Below are 18,402 nucleotides of genomic sequence, written 5' to 3'. Positions count from 1 at the left end.
GTGCCCTCACGCCGGCAGGATCGAGGAAACGAGCAGTTGCGTATAGGGCTCGCGGGGATCGTCGAGCACCTGGTCGGTGAGGCCGGTCTCGATCACGCGGCCGCCCTGCATCACCATCACCCGATGCGACAGGAGCCGCGCCACCGCGAGATCATGGGTGACGACGATGGCGGCAAGGCCGAGTTCGCTCACCAGCGTCCGCATCATGTCCAGCAGGCGCGCCTGCACCGAGACGTCGAGCCCGCCGGTCGGCTCGTCCATGAAGACAAGGCGCGGCTCGGTGACCAGGTTGCGTGCGATCTGCAACCGCTGCCGCATGCCGCCGGAATAGGTTTTTGGCGCATCGTCGATGCGATCCACCGAGATCTCGACGCGCTCCAGCCACGACGCCGCGGTCTGCCGGATTCGGCCGTAGTGGTTTTGGCCAACGGCCATCAGCCGCTCGCCCACATTGGCACCGGCCGAGACGCCCATGCGCAACCCCATCGCGGCATCCTGATGCACGAAGCCCCAGTCGGTGCGGAACAGAAAGCGCCGCTCGGCTTCGCCCAAGGCCGAAAGATCGCGTAGTACGCCGTCGCGCATCCGGTACGACACCGAGCCGGCATTCGGAATCATCTGCGCCGACAGCAATTGCAGCAGCGTCGACTTGCCGGAGCCGGACTCGCCGACGATCGCCAGCACTTCGCCGGGATACAGCGCGAAGGAGACATCGCGGCAGGCGTTGAGCCGACCGAAGGATTTCGACAGGCCTTCGGCGAGCAGCAGCGGCTGGTCGTCGTTGCGCGGCGCGCGCGTCACATCAAGCATGCTGCTTCTCCACATAAGGCGCGCTCTCGGCGCCACGGTGGCCTTCGGCCTGCCGCGTCTCGCAATAGTCGGTATCGGAACAGACGAACATCCGGCTGCCCGCATTGTCGGTGACGATCTCGTCGAGATAGGACGAGGACGAGTTGCACAGCGCGCAGCAGGCGTCGTGCTTGTAGGGCTCGAACGGATGGTCCTCGAAATCCAGCGACACCACCGAGGTATAGGGTGGGATCGCGTAGATGCGCTTCTCGCGGCCGGCGCCGAACAGTTGCAGCGCCGGGCAGTTGTCCATCTTCGGATTATCGAATTTCGGCGTCGGCGACGGGTCCATCACATAGCGTGCATTGACCTTGACCGGATAGGCATAGGCGGTCGCGATATGGCCGAACCGCGCGATGTCCTCGTAGAGCTTCACATGCATCAGCCCGTATTCGCCGAGCGCATGCATGCGCCGCGTCTCGGTCTCGCGCGGCTCGAGGAAGCGCAGCGGTTCCGGGATCGGCACCTGATAGACCAGCACTTGCTTCTCATGCAGCGGCGCTTCGGGAATCCGGTGCCGGGTCTGGATCACGGTGGCGTCGAGCGTGCTGGTGGTGACGGCCACACCCGCGGTCTTCTGGAAGAATTTGCGGATCGAGATCGCGTTGGTGGTGTCGTCCGAGCCCTGGTCGATCACCTTCAGCACGTCCTTGTGGCCGAGGATCGCCGCGGTCACCTGCACGCCGCCGGTGCCCCAGCCATAGGGCATCGGCATTTCCCTTGACGCGAACGGCACCTGATAGCCGGGGATCGCGATCGCCTTCAGGATGGCGCGGCGGATCATCCGCTTGGTCTGTTCGTCGAGATAGGCGAAATTATAGGTCGGCGCGTTCATTCCGCGGCCTCCTTCATGGCATCGGGTGCAGAATTGGCGTCGACAAATTCCTTGCGCAGCTTGCGCAACAGTCCGAGCTCGGACTGGAAATCGACGTAATGCGGCAGCTTGAGGTGCTCGACGAAGCCGGTCGCCTGCACGTTGTCGGAATGCGACATCACGAATTCCTCGTCCTGCGAGGGCGCAACGACATCCTCACCGAGTTCGCGGGCGCGCAGCGTGCGATCGACCAGCGCCATCGACATCGTCTTGCGCTCGCTCTGGCCGAAGGCCAGGCCGTAACCGCGCGTGAAGCACGGCGCCTCGGTGGCGCTTCCCTTGAACTGGGTGACCATCTGGCACTCGGTCAGCGTGATGGCGCCGAGCGGCACCGCGAAGCCGACATCTTCCGCCATGAACTCGACTTCGACCTCACCGAGCCGGATCTCGCCGGCGAACGGATGGTTGCGGCCATAGCCGCGCTGCGACGAATAGCCGAGCGACAACAGAAAGCCCTCGTCGGCCCGCGCCAGATTCTGCAGCCGCAGATCGCGCGCGGCGGGAAAGCTGAGCGCGTCGCGGGTGAGATCGCCGACCGGCTGATCGGCCTGTTCCGCCGGAGACGCTTCGATCAGGCCGTCGCGACCCAGAATGTCGGTGACGCGCGGCATTACCGCGGGCTGCGCTTCGGACTGCGCCGGCTGCTCCGGCATGGACTCGCCAGCGAGTACGGGATCCAGCAGGCGATGGGTGTAGTCGAAGGTCGAGCCCAGCACCTGGCCGCCCGGCATGTCCTTGAAGGTCGAGGATATCCGGCGCCGCACCCGCATCTGCGAGGTATCGACCGGCAGGCTTTCGCCGAACCGCGGCAGCGTGGCGCGGAACGCGCGCAGCAGGAAGATCGCCTCGATCATGTCGCCGCGCGCCTGCTTGATGGCGAGCGATGCCAGTTCGCGGTCGTACAGCGAGCCCTCGGTCATGACGCGGTCGACACCGAGGCTGAGCTGTTCGGAGATCTGGTCCAATGATACTTCCGGCACATCGCGATCGCCGCGACGTTCATGTGCCAGCAGCCGGTGGGCGTTTTCGATGGCGCGTTCGCCACCCTTGACGGCGACATACATGCTCAGCCCTCCTTCGCGGTGAGGCGCGTGGTGCGCGGGATCGCGACGACCCTGTCGTCGGAAACCAGCACGAGATCGATACCGCGCGGAAACAGCGTGGCATTGAGCGCGAGACGATCTAGCCAGTCCGGCAGTCCGATGGTCGCGTGCAGAATGGCCGTGCCATCGATGCCCGGGCCGCGCAGTCCATAGGCCGGCCCTTCGGTGAGGCTGGCCACCTGCAGGATGATGGTGGTCGAGCGGTCCGGATATTCTGAGGTCCCGAATGAAAACTGCTCGAAGCCCGGCAGCGTGCGGGCTTCGGCGATCAGCGCAAAGCTGCAGACCGATGAGCCTGCGATGACCGGCGCGCTGGTGTGAAACTTGATCCACTTGGCGACCGCAGGCGTCGCCGCCATCCCGGCGTCGAGCCACACCGGCGTGTCCTGGTCGAACAGCGTCAGTGCGATAGCGGCCGAACCACGCATCATCGGCGCCGGCACGCCGGAACCGGCCTCGATGCGCTGCACGGAACCCGGCCGCGCCATCGCGTCCATCACCGAGCGAAAGGTCGATTGTGCCGACAGCACCTTGTCGGCGAAGCCCGCCGGCATTTCTGCAATCGTGGTCATGATTATCCCTCCCCGCGCACGAGCGTATAGAAATCAACCTTGGTCGCCGCGGTCTGCGCCGCCTGGCGCTGCTGCTCGCCGGCGATCCGCGCCCGCAGCGGCGTCAGTACCTGTATTTCCAGCGTTTCTGCGAAACGTTCGGTCTGGATCAGCGCATCGCACAGCGCGATCAGTTCGGCCTTGGCGCGGTCGCGGCCGAGCACATAGCCAAAACCGACCTCGCCGCCCGCCAGCCGCACGGCGGCCCGCGACACGGTGGCCTCGCCAAGGTTGAACGGCGCACCGTCGCCGCCGATCCGGCCGCGCAGCATCACCAGCCCGTTCTCCGCTTCGCGCAACGGCTGATAGGCAGGCATCTCAAGCGCTTCGAGATGGCCGGCGATCGCCGCCGTGTCGGCATGCGCCAGCACGGCCATTGCCTGCTGTCGCCGCATCTGCTCAGGGTTCAGGGCTGCGGTCATGGTCATCCCGTCCGGATCAAGTTGTCTATATTTCTAGACAACTTGATAGACCCATGCAATGACCGTTTGGTGACAGCACGGTGATTTTTCGCTATCCCCGCCCGACAACTTGGTGAGACCACAACATCGTGACCATGCAGGACAAACCAACCGGCGTTGCGCTGTGGCGGCAGGTCGCCGACGGCATCGAGCGTGGCATTGCCGACGGTACTCATCGGTCCGGCGAAAAACTGCCCGGCGAGACCGAGATCGCCGAAACCTACCGCGTCAATCGCCATACGGTGCGTCGCGCGCTGGCGTCGCTGGCCGAGCGCGGTTTCGTGCGTGCCGAGCGCGGCAGCGGCACCTATGTGGAAGCGCCGAAGCTGACCTATCCGCTGCGCGCGCGCACGCGCTTCTCCGAGATCGTCGGCGCCGGCGGTCGCGAGCCCGACGGCAAGATGATCGAGGCCGCCACCGAACCTGCGACGCGCGAGCTGGCCAAACAGCTCGGCGTGAAGACCGGCGCGCCTTTGGTGCGGATCGAAGCGCTGCGTTTTGCCGACAAGACGCCGATCTGCATCGGCACCACCTGGTTTCCCGCAGACCGTTTTGCCGATGCCGCGGCGGTCTACCAGCGGCTGAATTCAACGACGAAGCTGCTCGCGCATTACGACATCCGCGACTATCAACGGCTCTCGACCCGAATCACCGCCGCGATCGTCAATGCCGCCGACGCCGCAAGGCTTGAACTGGCGCTGGGGCGGCCGATCCTGATCGTCGACAGCGTCGACACCGATATGAAGGGCACGCCGCTGAAGGTGTCGCGCTCGCGCTTCGTCGCCGAGCGCGTCGAGTTCGTCGTTGAGAACGGCTAGCGCGAGCCTTCACACCACCGCGCGTCGCCCGATGATCGCAAAGCGCAGCCGGCTGGAGATGACGTCGATCGCTGCGACCGCCACCAGGATCATCAGGATCAGGAACGACACTTTCTGCCATTCCAGCACGCGGATCTGTTCGGCGAGCTGCAGCCCGATGCCGCCCGCGCCGACGATGCCAATGATGGTCGCGGACCGGGTGTTGGATTCGATGAAGTACAATACCTGTCCGGCGATCACCGGCAGAACCTGCGGCAGCAGGCCAAAGCGTATCTCGTGCAGCGGGCTGCCGCCGGACGCCCGGATGCCTTCGACCTGCTTCTTGTCGGCGGCTTCGATCGCCTCCGAGAACAATTTACCGAACGCCCCGAAATCCGACACCGCAATGGCCAGCACGCCGGCGAACGGGCCGAGGCCCACGACATTGATCCAGACCAGCGCCCAGATCAGCGTATCGACGCCGCGGATCGAGTCGAGGAAGCGCCGCACCGGAAAGCGCAGGAAAGGCGACGGAATGATGTTTCGCGCCGCCAGAAAGCTGACCGGCAACGCGATCACTGCTGCGAGCGTGGTGCCGAGCAGAGCGATCGACAATGTCTCGCCCATCGCGGCGAGATAGGCCGGCAGCGACGAGCCGGGATCGGGCGGCACCATCATCATCGCGATCCAGCCGAGCTGCTGCACGCCGGCCAGCATCCGGGCCGGCGAGAACTCCAGTTCGTTGAGGCCGAAGATGAACAGCGCCAGCACCGCGACAAAGATCGCCGGCACCGTCGCGCGTGACGCCATCGGCCGCTGAAACACGGCCGGATAGCGCGCGCGCAGTTCTTCGGTATTGACGCTCGGCCGCTTGCTCATGATCGGGCTTCCTTGCCGAACAGCCGGCCGCGCAGCCAGCCGGTGCTGATGTCGATGATGAACACGGTGACGATGATCATCAGCAGGATGGCGCTCACGTCCGAATAATAGAATTTCCGTACCGCGACCACGAGTTCCTGGCCGATGCCGCCGGCGCCGACGAAGCCCATCACGGAGGCGCCACGGACATTGATCTCGAAACGCAGCAGCGTGTAGCCGGCAAAGCCCGCGGCGACCTGCGGCAGTACCGCAAAGCGCATGCAGTCGGTCCAGCCGGCGCCGGTCGAACGGATGCCCTCGACCGGCCGCATGTCGATGTTCTCGACGATCTCGCTATATTGCTTGCCGAGCGCGCCGACGCAGTGGATCGCGATCGCCAGCACCCCGGCCATCGGGCCAAGGCCAAAGGCGATCACGAAGATCAACGCGAACACGATGTCCGGCACGGTACGGCAGAATTCCATGAAGCGCTTGACCACGAAGCGCAGCGGTGCGGACGGTGCGGTGTTTTCCGCGGACAGAAAGTTCAGTCCGAACGCCAGCACCGCGCCGACCAGCGTTCCGACATAGGAGATCAGCACGGTCTCGCCGAGCAGCGACAGCCATTTCTGCCAGCCCCAGAACCATTCGCCGACATCGCTCCATGCCCGCATCCCGGTATCGAGCGTGAAGATGCGATCGAAGTAGCTGGCGATATTGCCGATCTTGCCGAAGAAGGTCGCCAGGTTGACCTCCGCCCCTATCGCCGCGATCAGCAGCACTGCGAAGCCGACCGCGGTCGCCAGCGTGGCCCGCAGCCGCTTCTTCGCCACCGCGCGGCGATAGGCGTCATTCAGCGCCGCAAGCTGCTGGGCCGGAAGGATGGAAACGGCAGCGGACATGTTGATACCTGAGGGAGGTCAAAGAAAAAGAGCCGGACCCAGTCGGTCCGGCTCTTCACAGTCGTACAGCGATCAGGACGCCTTCTTCTTGCGCAGGGCGTCGACGAACTTGATCAGGTCGATGGTCGCGTCCCAATCCTTGGTGGTCGCGGCGTGGAAGCCCTTCTTCTGGCCGTCCGACAGGCGATCGAACGCCGCCTTGTCCTTGGTCGGCGCCTCGATGAAGGCCTTGGTGATCGCGACCTTAAGGTCTTCCGGCAGGTCCGAGCTGTAGGCGTAGGGGCCGTTGATGATCGGCGCCGACTTGTGCACGATGCGGAAGTCTTCCTTCTTCATCGCCGAGCCGTCGGCGTTCTTCAGCATGCCCTTGGTGAGCATCTGCTGCAGCGTGGAATCATTGTCGTTGGTCCACTGGTTGGCAGCGACGTCGACGGTGCCCTGCGACAGCGCCAGCAGCGCGTTCTCGTGGCTGCCGGTGAACACCACCTTGCCGAAATAGCTGTCGGCGTCCGTGATGCCGAGCTTGTCGAGTTCGAAGCGCGGCACGTTGTTGCCCGAGGTCGAGTTCGGATCGACCAGGCCGAGATTCTTGCCCTTCAGATTGTCGATCGTCTTGTAGGCGCTGTTCGCCTTGACGAAGAACACCGAATAGTAGCCGGTCGAGCCATCGATGTTGATGTCGTTGGCAAAGGCGTCGGTCTTGACGCCGGTCAGGCGGGCGCGGGCGAACGAGGCGGAGCCGTAGCTGGCGATCTGGATGTTGCCGGCGCGCTGGCCTTCGATCACCGCGGCATAGTCGTTGGCGATGCGCAAATTGACCTTCACGCCCAGCTCCTTCGAGAGATAGCTCACGAAGGGCTGCCAGCGCTCGGTGACGCCGGAACCGTTTTCCGCCGGGATGACGGCGAAGGTCAGTTCCGGATATTTGGTCTTGTAGTCCTGCGCCGACGCGGCCGAGGTGGCGAGCGCGAGCGCTGCGGCGCTGATGAGAAGAATGCGGCGATTGATCATGATAGCCTCAGGGTTCGTTCGGGTTTGAAGGCGCTTGCTGAATACAGCCCGCGGATGTCAGGGCTGCGACGTCAGGCGGCGGCGGCGTTGCCATAGGCGGGAACGCCGGCGGGTACCGGATGGTGAGTCGGGTTCCTTCCCATCACCTCGTCGGCTTCCAGGTCGTAGAGCTCGCGGGCGATGCTTTCGGTCAGCGCGGCCGGCGCCCCGTCGAACACCACGCGGCCCGCGGACATGCCGATCAACCGGTCGCAATAGGTCCGCGCCAGATCGAGCGAATGCAGGTTGCACATCACGGTGATGCCGAAATGCTTGTTGATGCGCAGCAGTGCATCCATCACGATGCGGGTATTGCGCGGATCCAATGATGCGATCGGCTCGTCGGCGAGAATGATGTCGGGCTGCTGCACCAGCGCACGCGCAATGGCGACGCGCTGCTGCTGGCCGCCGGAAAGTTGATCGGCGCGTTGCGCCGCCAGCGAGGCCATATCGAATTGCTCGAGCGCCGACATTGCCAGAGCGCGGTCCTGCTCGGGCCACATCTGGGTCAGAGAACGCCATTGCGGCATCTCGGACAGCCGGCCCATCAGCACGTTGGTCAGCACGTCGAGACGACCGACCAGATTGAACTGCTGGAAGATCATCGCCGAGCGCGCGCGCCACTGCCGGAGATCGCGACCACGCAACGCCGTGATATCGACGCCGTCATACTGGATGCGGCCCGAGGTCGGCTCCGCCAGCCGGTTGATCATCCGCAGCAGCGTCGATTTGCCGGCGCCGGAGCGACCGATCACGCCGACGAAGGCGCCGGAGGCTATCTCGAACGACGCATGATCGACCGCCGCCTTGGCGCCGAAGCGGCACGTCAGATTATCAACCACCAGCATGCCGTACTCCCAAAGCAATAGAACGCAAGCCGTAACGCCCATGGTTGACAGTGATATGACATCGCCAATCCACCGCCGCGCAGTCCCCAGGCTGGGACTTTTCGGTGATCATCATCGAAACGTCACGCTGTCGTCACGGAACCGATCGAAGAGAACCACGCGCACCGCTGTGTCCTTATGAGCGGCATCGCCGCCGAGCCTTTCCTGCAGGAGTATCCATGACCGAAAAGAAACTCTCACCGGTGCCGTCGGTCGATCCGACCGCGCGACTGGTCGAGGCCACGCTCGGCGCCTATTGCGAGGTCGGCGCGCGTACGGTCCTGCAGGAAGTCGCGATGGGCGACTACTCCTATGTCGTGAATGACGCGCAGGTCACCTACACGACGATCGGAAAATTCGTCTCTATCGCCGCCATGACGCGGATCAATCCCGGCAACCATCCCATGCACCGCGCCACGCAGGCGCATTTCACCTATCGCGCCAGCGCCTATTTTCCGGGAGAGGCCGACGACGCCGAATTCTTCGAATGGCGCCGCGCGCATCATGTCACGATCGGCCATGACGTCTGGATCGGTCACGGCGCCATCGTGCTGCCCGGCCGCCATATCGGCACCGGAGCGGTGATCGCCGCCGGCGCCATCGTGACCAGGGATGTGCCGGCCTATACGATCGTCGCCGGCAATCCCGCGCGCATCATTCGCCGCCGCTTTCCGGAAGACGTAGCCGCCCGGCTCGGCGAGCTGGCGTGGTGGGACTGGGACCACGCGACGCTGCGCCAGGCCCTGCCCGACTTTCGCAAACTTTCGGTGGAAGATTTTCTCGACAAGTACCAATCTGGCGGCGCGGCGCCCGCCGCCCAGCAAACGGCAGAGACATGACGAATATTTTCATTGACGGCGGACGCACCCTGCTCGGCCACGAACTCGTCGAAACCTCGCTGCAGATCTACGGCGGCAGCATCGCCGCCATCGGACATGACCACGCGCATGGCCTCGGTGTCGACGCCGGCGGCCTGCTGGTGCTGCCGGGAATCGTCGACCTGCATGGCGACGCCTTCGAGCGTCAATTGATGCCGCGCCCCGGCGTCGATTTCCCCGTTGACGTCGCCCTCATCGACAGCGACCGCCAGGCGATAGCCAATGGCATCACCACGGTTTTCCACGGCACCACCTGGTCATGGGAGCCCGGGCTGCGCGGCGCCGAGAATGCGCGACTGCTGCTGCAGGCGATCGAGACGCTGCGGCCGCAGCTGGCCGCCGACACCCGCTTCCATCTGCGCCAGGAGACCTACAATCTCGACGCCGAGACCGAGATCCTGCAGTGGCTGGCTGACGGCCGCATCGACCTGCTGGCGTTCAACGACCACATGGACCTGACCGGGATCTTTAAACCCGCGAAGCGCGCCCGCATGGTCGAGCGCAGCGGCCTCAGCAGCGAGGCGTTCGGCCTCCTGGTCGAGCGCGTGCTGTCGCGCGCCGATGCCGTGCCGGCGTCGATCGCGCGCCTCGCGCAGGCGGCCAAGGCGGCAAAGGTGCCGACGCTGTCGCATGATGACATGACACCCGACATGCGCAGCGACTTCCGCGCGCTCGGCGTGGCCATTGCGGAGTTTCCCATCAACGAGGAAACCGCGGTTGCCGCCGCGGACGCCGGCGACTTCATCGTGTTCGGCGCGCCGAACGTGGTGCGCGGCGGCAGCCACACCGGCTGGACCCGCGCATCCGACATGATCGCCAAGGGCCTGTGCTCGATTCTCGCGTCGGATTACTATTATCCCGCGCAACTGCTGGCCGCGTTCCGGCTTGTCGCCGACGGCATCCTGCCGCTGCCGCAGGCCTGGGCGCTGATTTCGGCCAATCCGGCGGCGGCGGCCGGCCTGACCGACCGTGGTGTGATCGCCGAAGGCCGACGGGCCGATCTGGTGCTGATCGACGACAGCGTGGCGCTACGGCCGCGCATCGTCGCGGTGGTCGCCAACGGGCGATTGGTGCATCTGACCGACGCCGGCCGCCTGCTGCAGGCGGGCCCGGCCCGCGCGCTCGCCGCGGAATAGGCGCGGCCTTCGCGGCGACGGCGGGGGGCCGCCGTCGCCGGGTTTTCGCGCATTCTCTGCAACCAAACGCCCGGCCTGCCAGTATCTGTCAGCATGGCCCGGCGGCATAGCCCGTCGCCTGCACGGGAGAGATACATGCGAGTAGCCGTTCTACTGGTTGCGCTGCTGCTGGGCCTGGCTGCCCCCGCGCGGGCCGACGATGTCGCCGCTGCGCAAAACGAGATCCGCGCGCAGGAACAGGCGCTCGCCCGCGACGATGCCGCGGCCGCCTACTCTCATGCCGCGCCGGCGCTGCAGCGCATGTTCGGCGATCCCGACACCTTCATGGCGATGGTCCGCAGCGGCTACGCGCCGGTGTATCGCCACAAGAGTTTCGACTTCACGGATTCGCGCAGCGTCGGCGGTCGAATCGAGCAGGACGTCCGCATCGTCGATACCGAAGGCGTGCCGTGGGATGCGCTGTACTTTCTGGAGGTCCAGCCCGACGGCAGCCTGAAAATCATCGGCTGCACGCTGAAGGCGGTCGGCACCTCGGCGTAAGCACCGCGCGCACTCCTATGATCTAGCCATTGCCCCAGCGACGCTCAGGCCGTGCGCCCCCTCTCCCTGTGGGAGAGGGCGGGGGTGAGGGGATACGGTCTATCGATGGCGCGAGACCCCCTCGCCCGGATATTCGAGCTGACGCTCGAATAACCGACCTCTCCCGACGGGGAGAGGTGACGGGGCGTCGCTGATGCCTGCAATACGTCGGCACATCCCACAAAAAAGCGGCGCCCCGAAGGGCGCCGCTGATGTCGTCGTGAGGATCGATCCTTAGTGCGCGGTGAGGCCGCTGCCGGCTTCGTCGGCGGCGTCCGGCTTGACCGGCAGCTTGGTGTCCTCTTCCCACTCGATCGGGATCGGCTTGCGCACCAGGGCGTTGGCGATCACGTCATCCATCCGGGCGACCGGAATGATGGTCATGCCGCCCTTGATGGCGTCGGAGATCTCGGTGAGGTCCTTGGCATTGTCCTCGGGGATCAGCACCGTCTTGATGCCGCCGCGGGCCGCTGCCAGCAACTTCTCCTTCAATCCGCCGATCGGCAGGATCCGGCCGCGCAGCGTGATTTCGCCGGTCATGGCAAGATCGTGCCGGATCGGAATGCCGGTCAGCACCGACACGATCGTCGTGGCCATCGCCACGCCGGCCGACGGGCCGTCCTTCGGGGTCGCCCCTTCCGGCACGTGGACGTGGATGTCGCGCCGCTCGAACAAAGGCGGTTCGATCCCGAAGGTGATCGCGCGCGAGCGGACGTAGGACGCCGCCGCCGAGATCGATTCCTTCATCACGTCCCGCAGATTGCCGGTGACGGTCATGCGGCCCTTGCCGGGCATCATCACGCCTTCGATGGTCAGCAACTCGCCGCCGACATCGGTCCACGCCAGACCGGTCACGACGCCCACCTGGTCGTCGAGCTCGATCTCGCCGAAGCGATATTTCGGAATGCCGAGGAATTCCTCGATATTCTTCTCGGTGACCTTCACCACCTTCTTCTTCGAGAGCATCAGCTCCTTCACGGCCTTGCGGGCCAGTGTGGAGAGCTCGCGCTCGAGATTACGCACGCCCGCCTCGCGGGTGTAGCGGCGGATCATCAGCAGCAGGGCGTCGTCGTCGATCGACCATTCCTTGCTGTCCAGACCGTGCTTGGAGAGCGCGACCGGGATCAGGTGCTTGCGCGCGATCTCGACCTTCTCGTTCTCGGTGTAACCGGCGATCCGGATGATCTCCATGCGGTCCATCAGCGGCCCCGGAATATTCAGGGTGTTCGCCGTGGTGATGAACATCACGTTGGACAGGTCGTAGTCCACTTCCAGATAGTGGTCGGCGAAGGTGCCGTTCTGCTCGGGGTCCAGGACCTCGAGCAGCGCGGACGACGGATCGCCGCGGAAATCGGCGCCCATCTTGTCGATCTCGTCGAGCAGGAACAGCGGGTTCGAGGTCTTGGCCTTGCGCATCGACTGGATGATCTTGCCGGGCATCGAACCGATATAGGTCCGGCGATGGCCGCGGATCTCCGCCTCGTCGCGCACGCCGCCGAGCGACACGCGCACGAACTCACGTCCGGTCGCTTTCGCGATCGACTTGCCGAGCGAGGTCTTGCCGACGCCGGGAGGACCGACGAGGCACAGGATCGGGCCCGACAGCTTGTTGGCCCGGGTCTGCACCGCGAGATACTCCACGATGCGGTCCTTGACCTTCTCCAGGCCATAGTGGTCCTCGTCGAGCACGGCCTGCGCCGCGGCGAGGTCCTTCTTGACCTTGGACTTCTTGTTCCATGGAATCGACAGCAACCAGTCGAGGTAGTTGCGCACGACGGTCGCTTCCGCGGACATCGGCGACATCTGGCGCAGCTTCTTCAGCTCGTGCTGCGCCTTCTCGCGGGCTTCCTTGGACAGCTTGGTCTTGGCGATCTTCTCCTCGATGTCGGCCAGCTCGTCGCGACCTTCGTCGTCGCCGAGTTCCTTCTGGATCGCCTTCATCTGCTCGTTGAGGTAGTACTCGCGCTGGGTCTTCTCCATCTGCCGCTTGACGCGGCTGCGGATGCGCTTCTCGACCTGCAACACCGAGATCTCGCTCTCCATCAGGCCGAGCACCTTCTCCAGGCGCGCGGTGACCGACAGCGTCTCCAGGATGCCCTGGCGATCCGCAATCTTGACGGCGAGATGCGACGCGACCGTATCGCCGAGCTTGGCGAAATCGGTGATAGCCTGCACGACGCCGACGACCTCGGCGGAGATCTTCTTGTTGAGCTTCACATAGCTCTCGAAGTCGGACACGACCGAGCGCGACAGCGCTTCCGCCTCGACCGAGGTAGCATCGGTGTCGGCCAGCGCGGTGGCAGTGGCTTCATAGTATTCGGCACGGTCGGAATACTTCTCGACCTTGGCGCGCTCGAGGCCTTCCACGAGGACCTTCACAGTACCGTCGGGAAGCTTCAGGAGCTGCAGCACGCTGGCGAGCGTGCCGATCTCGTAGATGGAATCCGGGGCCGGATCGTCGTCCGACGCATTCTTCTGCGTGGCGAGCATGATCAGCGCGTCGCTCTTCATCACCTCTTCGAGGGCACGGATCGATTTCTCGCGGCCGACGAACAGCGGCACGATCATGTGCGGGAAGACCACGATGTCGCGCAGCGGCAGCACCGGATAAGAGTGGCTTTCGCCGTGAATGATAGTTGGCCGGGGTTTGGAGGCAGTCATGGCCCAATCCTTTTGCTGTACCCCCCTGCTCGCGGTCCGCTCTTTGCGCAACCGCCACAAGGTGCCGATTTTCCGTCTCACTCGGCCGCCTCAGGCTCCGCTTGTCCGGATCGTAATAGCGAATCTTGGGGGAGGAAAGATGTTCGCCGAAAGCCTAAGGTGGCTATGGCTCGGGGGGGTGTCAAGAGACGCGATCGCGTCTGCCACTGGTACCAATACCCGGTCACCGCGGCCGGTTGCCGCCAACTCTTTTTCGCAAAAAAAAACGGCTGCCGATCGGATCGGCAGCCGTTTTGTCAGGTCTCGTCAAGCAGCACGGTAGCCCGATCAGGCGCTGGCGCTGCTCTCGGTGTTGGCGCGGTCCGCGTAGATGTACAGCGGGCGAGCGGTACCTTCCACGACCTCGCGGGAGATCACGACTTCCTCGACGCCTTCCAGACCCGGAAGATCGAACATCGTTTCGAGCAGGATGCTTTCCAGAATGGAGCGCAGGCCGCGCGCGCCGGTCTTGCGTTCGATCGCCTTGCGCGCCACCGCGCCCAGGGCCTCGTCGGCGAAGGTCAGCTCGATGTTCTCCATCTCGAACAGGCGCTGGTACTGCTTGACCAGCGCGTTCTTCGGATCGGTCAGAATCTTCTTCAGCGAGGCCTCGTCGAGATCCTCGAGCGTCGCCACGACCGGCAGACGACCGACGAATTCGGGGATCAGGCCATACTTCAGCAGATCTTCGGGCTCTACGAAGCGGAAGATTTCGCCGGTGCGGCGGTCTTCCGGCGCCAGAACCTGGGCGGCAAAGCCGATCGAGGTCGACCGACCGCGCGCCGAGATGATCTTTTCGAGGCCGGAGAACGCACCGCCGCAGATGAACAGGATGTTGGTGGTATCGACCTGCAGGAACTCCTGCTGCGGATGCTTGCGGCCGCCCTGAGGAGGCACCGACGCCACGGTTCCTTCCATGATCTTCAGCAAGGCCTGCTGCACGCCCTCGCCCGACACGTCGCGGGTGATCGAGGGATTGTCGGACTTGCGCGAGATCTTGTCGATTTCGTCGATATAGACGATGCCGCGCTGCGCCCGCTCGACATTGTAGTCGGCCGACTGCAGCAGCTTCAGGATGATGTTCTCGACATCCTCGCCGACATAGCCGGCTTCGGTCAGCGTGGTGGCGTCGGCCATCGTGAACGGCACGTCGAGGATGCGCGCCAGCGTCTGGGCGAGCAGCGTCTTGCCCGAACCGGTCGGTCCGATCAGCAGGATGTTCGACTTCGCCAGTTCGACGTCATTGTGCTTGGTCTGGTGGTTGAGGCGCTTGTAATGGTTATGCACCGCGACCGAGAGGACCTTCTTGGCATGGCTCTGGCCGATGACGTAATCATCGAGAACCTTGCAGATTTCCTTCGGCGTCGGAATTCCGTCGCGCGACTTGACCAGTGAGGATTTGTTTTCCTCCCGAATGATGTCCATGCAGAGCTCGACGCACTCGTCGCAGATGAAGACGGTGGGACCCGCGATCAATTTGCGAACTTCGTGCTGGCTCTTGCCGCAGAACGAGCAATACAGCGTGTTCTTCGAGTCGCTGGTGCCGACCTTACTCATTGTCTTCTCCGTCCGCCGTTCGATCTAGTTCGTTCGGTCGCCCTGTTACGGCACTCCTCCGTAGATAGAGCAAAATCCGTACCAAAAAAGACCCCGTTGCAGAATGCCGCACGAATCATGGCGCACTCAATCTTTCCGCAATACTAACCCATCCACCTAAGCGAACCATGCTGTCAGCCGATGATCAAGAATTCGCTAATCGCAACGGTGCCTGACACCGTGACAATAGCGTGATTTGCTCCCGCTGCGCGAGCGCCGCCATCAAATTCGGCGGCCGAGGCACGAAAGCCACACCCCGACGAGCACGAAAGTGGAACGCTCGCAAAGGCGAAACGGAACCTGATACCGATCGCGGCGGTATCTGTCCGGATCACAGCCCGATCCGGGACAGATAGCGCGAAGGCGCCGTCTGTCCCGGTTCGCCAAATGTGTCCTACGGCGCCTTCGCGGACGATTCTTCGGCGCGCTTGTCGATCACCTTGTCGATCAGACCGAATTCCCTGGCCATGTCGGCGGTCAGGAACTTGTCGCGCTCCAAGGCCTCCTCGATCTTCTCATAGCTCTGGCCGGTATGCTTGACGTAGATCTCGTTGAGCCGCTTCTTCAGGTTCAGGATTTCCTGGGCGTGCAGCATGATGTCGGTCGCCTGGCCCTGGAAGCCGCCGGACGGCTGGTGCACCATGATGCGCGAATTCGGCAGCGAGAAGCGCATGTCCTTATGGCCGGCGCAGAGCAGCAGCGAGCCCATCGAGGCGGCCTGGCCGACGCAAAGCGTCGAGACCGGCGGGCGAATGAACTGCATGGTGTCGTAGATCGCCAGGCCCGACGTCACCACGCCACCCGGCGAATTGATGTACATCGAGATTTCCTTCTTCGGATTCTCGGCTTCGAGGAACAGCAGCTGCGCGACGGTCAGCGTCGACATGCCGTCCTCGACCGGACCGGTCACGAAGATGATGCGCTCCTTCAGCAGGCGCGAGAAGATGTCATAGGCCCGTTCGCCGCGGTTGGTCTGTTCGACCACCATGGGCACGAGGTTCATGTAGGTTTCCACCGGATCGCGCATTGATCACCCGAAAGGTTAGAGAAGGTCTGGTTTGGCGGGGACGCGCGTCGATCGGCGAGAGAGAACCTGTAAAGGCTGGCCGGACGAGGACGAACGTCCCGTGATGCAGGAATAACAATCAGAGCCCACAGATATGAGCCAATCGGGCGGCGACAAGGCCACAGGCCGTCGATGCCCTCTGGCACCAGTTCAAGCCGATTCTTGCGGCCACGGCAAAGCGATGCAGCAACTCTATCGCCGGTATCGAGACATAAGCTTAACGCCGGCCGAAAGCCGGAGCCATCGGTGGCGCTCAACCACCTCTCCCCGGTGTGGAGAGGTCGGAGCCTCGCGTCAGCGAGGGTTCGGGTGAGGGGCGACGGCCTATCGACGGCGCCAAGCCCCCTCACCCGGATGGGTTCGCTTCGCTCTCCCATCCGACCTCTCCCCTCTAGCGAAGCTTGCTTCGCGCGGGGGGAGAGGTGAAGGAGAGCACGGCGGCCTGGATCAGGCCGCGGTCTTGTCCGCTTCCTCGTCCTTGTAGAGCTCTTCGCGGCTGACCTTCTTCTCGGTCACGTTGGCGAGCTCAAGGATGTAATCGACCACCTTGTCCTCGTAGATCGGTGCACGAAGCTGGGCCAAGGCATTGGCATTGTTGCGGTAATAGTCCCAGACTTCCTTCTCGCGACCGGGCATCGAACGCGCCCGCTCGATCACGGCGCGGGACACTTCGTCGTCGGTCACAGTGATCTTGTTCTTCTCGCCGATCTCCGACAGCACAAGGCCGAGGCGAACGCGGCGGTCGGCGATCTTGCGGTATTCTTCCATCGCGGCTTCTTCGGTGGTGTTCTCGTCCGCGAAGCTCTTGCCGGTCGATTCCATCTCCGACTTGATGGAATTCCACATCAGCTTGAACTCTTCCTCGACCAGCGACGGCGGCGCGCCGAACTGGTGGGTTTCGTCGAGACGATCCAGCAGCACGCGCTTGACGCGCTGGCGGGTCGCGCCGGCGTATTCCTGGGTCAGGCGCTCCTTGGCGGCTTCCTTGAGCTTGTCGAGCGATTCCAGGCCGAGCGTCTTGGCGAACTCGTCATCGATCACGGTATCGACCGGCGACTCGATCTTGGTCGCGGTGGTCTCGAACTCGGCCGGCTTGCCGGCCAGCGTGTCGCTGGCATAGTTCTTCGGGAATTCGACCTTCAGGGTGCGGGTTTCTCCGGCGCCGATGCCGATCAACTGTTCCTCGAAGCCCGGGATGAAGGTGTTGGAACCGATAAGGACCTGGATGTCCTCGCCGGTGCCGCCGTCGAACGGGGTGCCGTCGATGGTGCCCTTGAAGCTGACGGTGACACGGTCGCCGGAGGCGGCCTTCTCGCCCTCGGCCTTGGCGTTGAACGCGCGGTTCTGGTCGGCGACGCGCTTGATGGCCTCATCGACGTCCGACTCGGCGACCTCGGCGACCGGCTTCTCGACCGAGAAGCTCTTGAAGTCGGCCAGTTCGATGGCGGGGACGACTTCGATCGCCACGGTGTAATTGAGGTCCGACTTGCCGCTCAGGATGTCTTCGACTTCCTTCTGCTCGGTCGGCATCGTCACCTTGGGCTCGGTGGCCAGGCGGAAGCCACGCTCGGTGAAGATCTGCGAATTGGTGTCGCGGATCAGCTCCTCGACGGTCTCGGCGGCGACCGAGCGGCCGTACAGGCGCTTCAGGTGGCCCATCGGGACCTTGCCGGGGCGGAAGCCGTTGAGCTTGACCTTGCCCTTCATGTCGTCGAGGCGCGCATCGACCTTGGCTTCGATGTCGGCGGCCGGAACGTTGACCTGGAATTCGCGCTTCAGCCCGTCGGAAACGGTTTCATTCACCTGCATGGCGTCAATCTTCTTCTCGCTGGTCCGGCGCGCAGGCCGGACGTTGTAAAATGGTGCAATGGCAGGCCGAAACCTTCCACCGTTCGTGTCGAGCCCATTCCATCAAGGATCTCCTTGTCGAAACGTGCCCGGAAAACTCAATGTCAAACGCTGTGAACGTTTGGTGCGGGCGGAGGGACTCGAACCCCCACAACTTGCGTCGGCGGCACCTAAAGCCGCTGCGTCTACCAATTCCGCCACGCCCGC

Annotated in this window: 17 protein-coding genes and 1 tRNA gene; 4 read left to right on the top strand and 14 right to left on the bottom strand. The window is 64.0% G+C overall.

The features are described 5' to 3' along the window. Positions 1-6 precede the first annotated feature (6 nt). The 5 genes from phnK to phnG are packed head-to-tail and all read right to left on the bottom strand — an operon-like array spanning position 7 to position 3,865. Positions 7-810: a phosphonate C-P lyase system protein PhnK gene (phnK, locus tag FIU28_RS12455; RefSeq protein WP_143573324.1), complete on the bottom strand. Its 804-nt coding sequence runs from the start codon at positions 808-810 to the stop codon at positions 7-9. Next, positions 803-1,684, bottom strand: coding sequence for an alpha-D-ribose 1-methylphosphonate 5-phosphate C-P-lyase PhnJ (locus FIU28_RS12450; protein ID WP_143573322.1), 882 nt, complete (start codon positions 1,682-1,684; stop codon positions 803-805). The genes phnK and FIU28_RS12450 overlap by 8 nt, the downstream gene beginning before the upstream one ends. Continuing rightward, positions 1,681-2,787: a carbon-phosphorus lyase complex subunit PhnI gene (locus FIU28_RS12445; RefSeq protein WP_143573321.1), complete on the bottom strand. Its 1,107-nt coding sequence runs from the start codon at positions 2,785-2,787 to the stop codon at positions 1,681-1,683. The genes FIU28_RS12450 and FIU28_RS12445 overlap by 4 nt, the downstream gene beginning before the upstream one ends. A 2-nt stretch (positions 2,788-2,789) precedes the next feature. Continuing rightward, positions 2,790-3,398, bottom strand: a complete 609-nt coding sequence (gene phnH / locus FIU28_RS12440) for a phosphonate C-P lyase system protein PhnH (protein WP_143573319.1) — start codon at positions 3,396-3,398, stop codon at positions 2,790-2,792. A 2-nt stretch (positions 3,399-3,400) separates the two neighbouring features. Next, positions 3,401-3,865, bottom strand: a complete 465-nt coding sequence (gene phnG / locus FIU28_RS12435; RefSeq protein ID WP_143573317.1) for a phosphonate C-P lyase system protein PhnG — start codon at positions 3,863-3,865, stop codon at positions 3,401-3,403. A gap of 122 nt (positions 3,866-3,987) precedes the next feature. Here phnG and phnF point away from each other — a divergent pair, with 122 nt between their 5' ends. Continuing rightward, positions 3,988-4,716, top strand: coding sequence for a phosphonate metabolism transcriptional regulator PhnF (gene phnF / locus FIU28_RS12430; RefSeq protein WP_143573315.1), 729 nt, complete (start codon positions 3,988-3,990; stop codon positions 4,714-4,716). 9 nt (positions 4,717-4,725) lie between these two features. On the opposite strand, the gene phnE (FIU28_RS12425) is transcribed toward phnF, so the two are convergent. From phnE (FIU28_RS12425) to phnC, 4 genes are all read right to left on the bottom strand, one after another. After that, positions 4,726-5,574, bottom strand: a complete 849-nt coding sequence (phnE, locus tag FIU28_RS12425; protein ID WP_143573313.1) for a phosphonate ABC transporter, permease protein PhnE — start codon at positions 5,572-5,574, stop codon at positions 4,726-4,728. After that, on the bottom strand, positions 5,571-6,455 hold the full coding sequence (gene phnE, locus FIU28_RS12420; RefSeq protein ID WP_143573311.1) for a phosphonate ABC transporter, permease protein PhnE: 885 nt from the start codon (positions 6,453-6,455) through the stop codon (positions 5,571-5,573). The genes phnE (FIU28_RS12425) and phnE (FIU28_RS12420) overlap by 4 nt, the downstream gene beginning before the upstream one ends. 72 nt (positions 6,456-6,527) lie before the next feature. Next, positions 6,528-7,466, bottom strand: a complete 939-nt coding sequence (phnD, locus tag FIU28_RS12415) for a phosphonate ABC transporter substrate-binding protein (protein WP_143573309.1) — start codon at positions 7,464-7,466, stop codon at positions 6,528-6,530. 71 nt (positions 7,467-7,537) lie between these two features. Beyond that, positions 7,538-8,353 carry a phosphonate ABC transporter ATP-binding protein gene (phnC, locus tag FIU28_RS12410; protein ID WP_143573308.1) on the bottom strand — a complete coding sequence of 272 codons (816 nt, stop codon included), beginning with the start codon at positions 8,351-8,353 and terminating at the stop codon, positions 7,538-7,540. 218 nt (positions 8,354-8,571) lie between these two features. Here phnC and FIU28_RS12405 point away from each other — a divergent pair, with 218 nt between their 5' ends. The 3 genes from FIU28_RS12405 to FIU28_RS12395 all read left to right on the top strand — a co-directional run bounded on the left by FIU28_RS12405 (position 8,572) and on the right by FIU28_RS12395 (position 10,946). Further along, positions 8,572-9,231: a transferase hexapeptide repeat family protein gene (locus tag FIU28_RS12405; RefSeq protein WP_143573306.1), complete on the top strand. Its 660-nt coding sequence runs from the start codon at positions 8,572-8,574 to the stop codon at positions 9,229-9,231. After that, positions 9,228-10,406, top strand: coding sequence for an alpha-D-ribose 1-methylphosphonate 5-triphosphate diphosphatase (locus FIU28_RS12400; protein ID WP_143573304.1), 1,179 nt, complete (start codon positions 9,228-9,230; stop codon positions 10,404-10,406). Before FIU28_RS12405 ends, FIU28_RS12400 begins: the two co-directional genes overlap by 4 nt. Before the next feature lie 135 nt (positions 10,407-10,541). Continuing rightward, the gene (locus FIU28_RS12395; protein WP_143573302.1) at positions 10,542-10,946 is read left to right on the top strand and encodes a DUF4864 domain-containing protein; all 405 of its coding nucleotides are present in this window, start codon (positions 10,542-10,544) and stop codon (positions 10,944-10,946) included. 273 nt (positions 10,947-11,219) lie between these two features. Here the strand turns inward: FIU28_RS12395 and lon are convergent, their stop codons facing one another. From lon to FIU28_RS12370, 5 genes are all read right to left on the bottom strand, one after another. Continuing rightward, positions 11,220-13,646, bottom strand: coding sequence for an endopeptidase La (lon, locus tag FIU28_RS12390; RefSeq protein ID WP_143573300.1), 2,427 nt, complete (start codon positions 13,644-13,646; stop codon positions 11,220-11,222). 327 nt (positions 13,647-13,973) lie between these two features. Continuing rightward, entirely contained in the window at positions 13,974-15,242 is a 1,269-nt protein-coding gene (clpX, locus tag FIU28_RS12385) for an ATP-dependent Clp protease ATP-binding subunit ClpX (RefSeq protein WP_143573298.1), read from the bottom strand. A gap of 433 nt (positions 15,243-15,675) precedes the next feature. Further along, positions 15,676-16,308: an ATP-dependent Clp protease proteolytic subunit gene (locus FIU28_RS12380; RefSeq protein ID WP_143573296.1), complete on the bottom strand. Its 633-nt coding sequence runs from the start codon at positions 16,306-16,308 to the stop codon at positions 15,676-15,678. A gap of 486 nt (positions 16,309-16,794) precedes the next feature. Continuing rightward, entirely contained in the window at positions 16,795-18,156 is a 1,362-nt protein-coding gene (gene tig / locus FIU28_RS12375; RefSeq protein WP_143573294.1) for a trigger factor, read from the bottom strand. 161 nt (positions 18,157-18,317) lie between these two features. Continuing rightward, a tRNA-Leu gene (locus tag FIU28_RS12370) sits at positions 18,318-18,402 on the bottom strand.

Source organism: Tardiphaga sp. vice154 (assembly GCF_007018645.1).
Lineage (GTDB): Bacteria > Pseudomonadota > Alphaproteobacteria > Rhizobiales > Xanthobacteraceae > Tardiphaga.
This window is presented reverse-complemented; position numbering and strand designations above follow the sequence as displayed.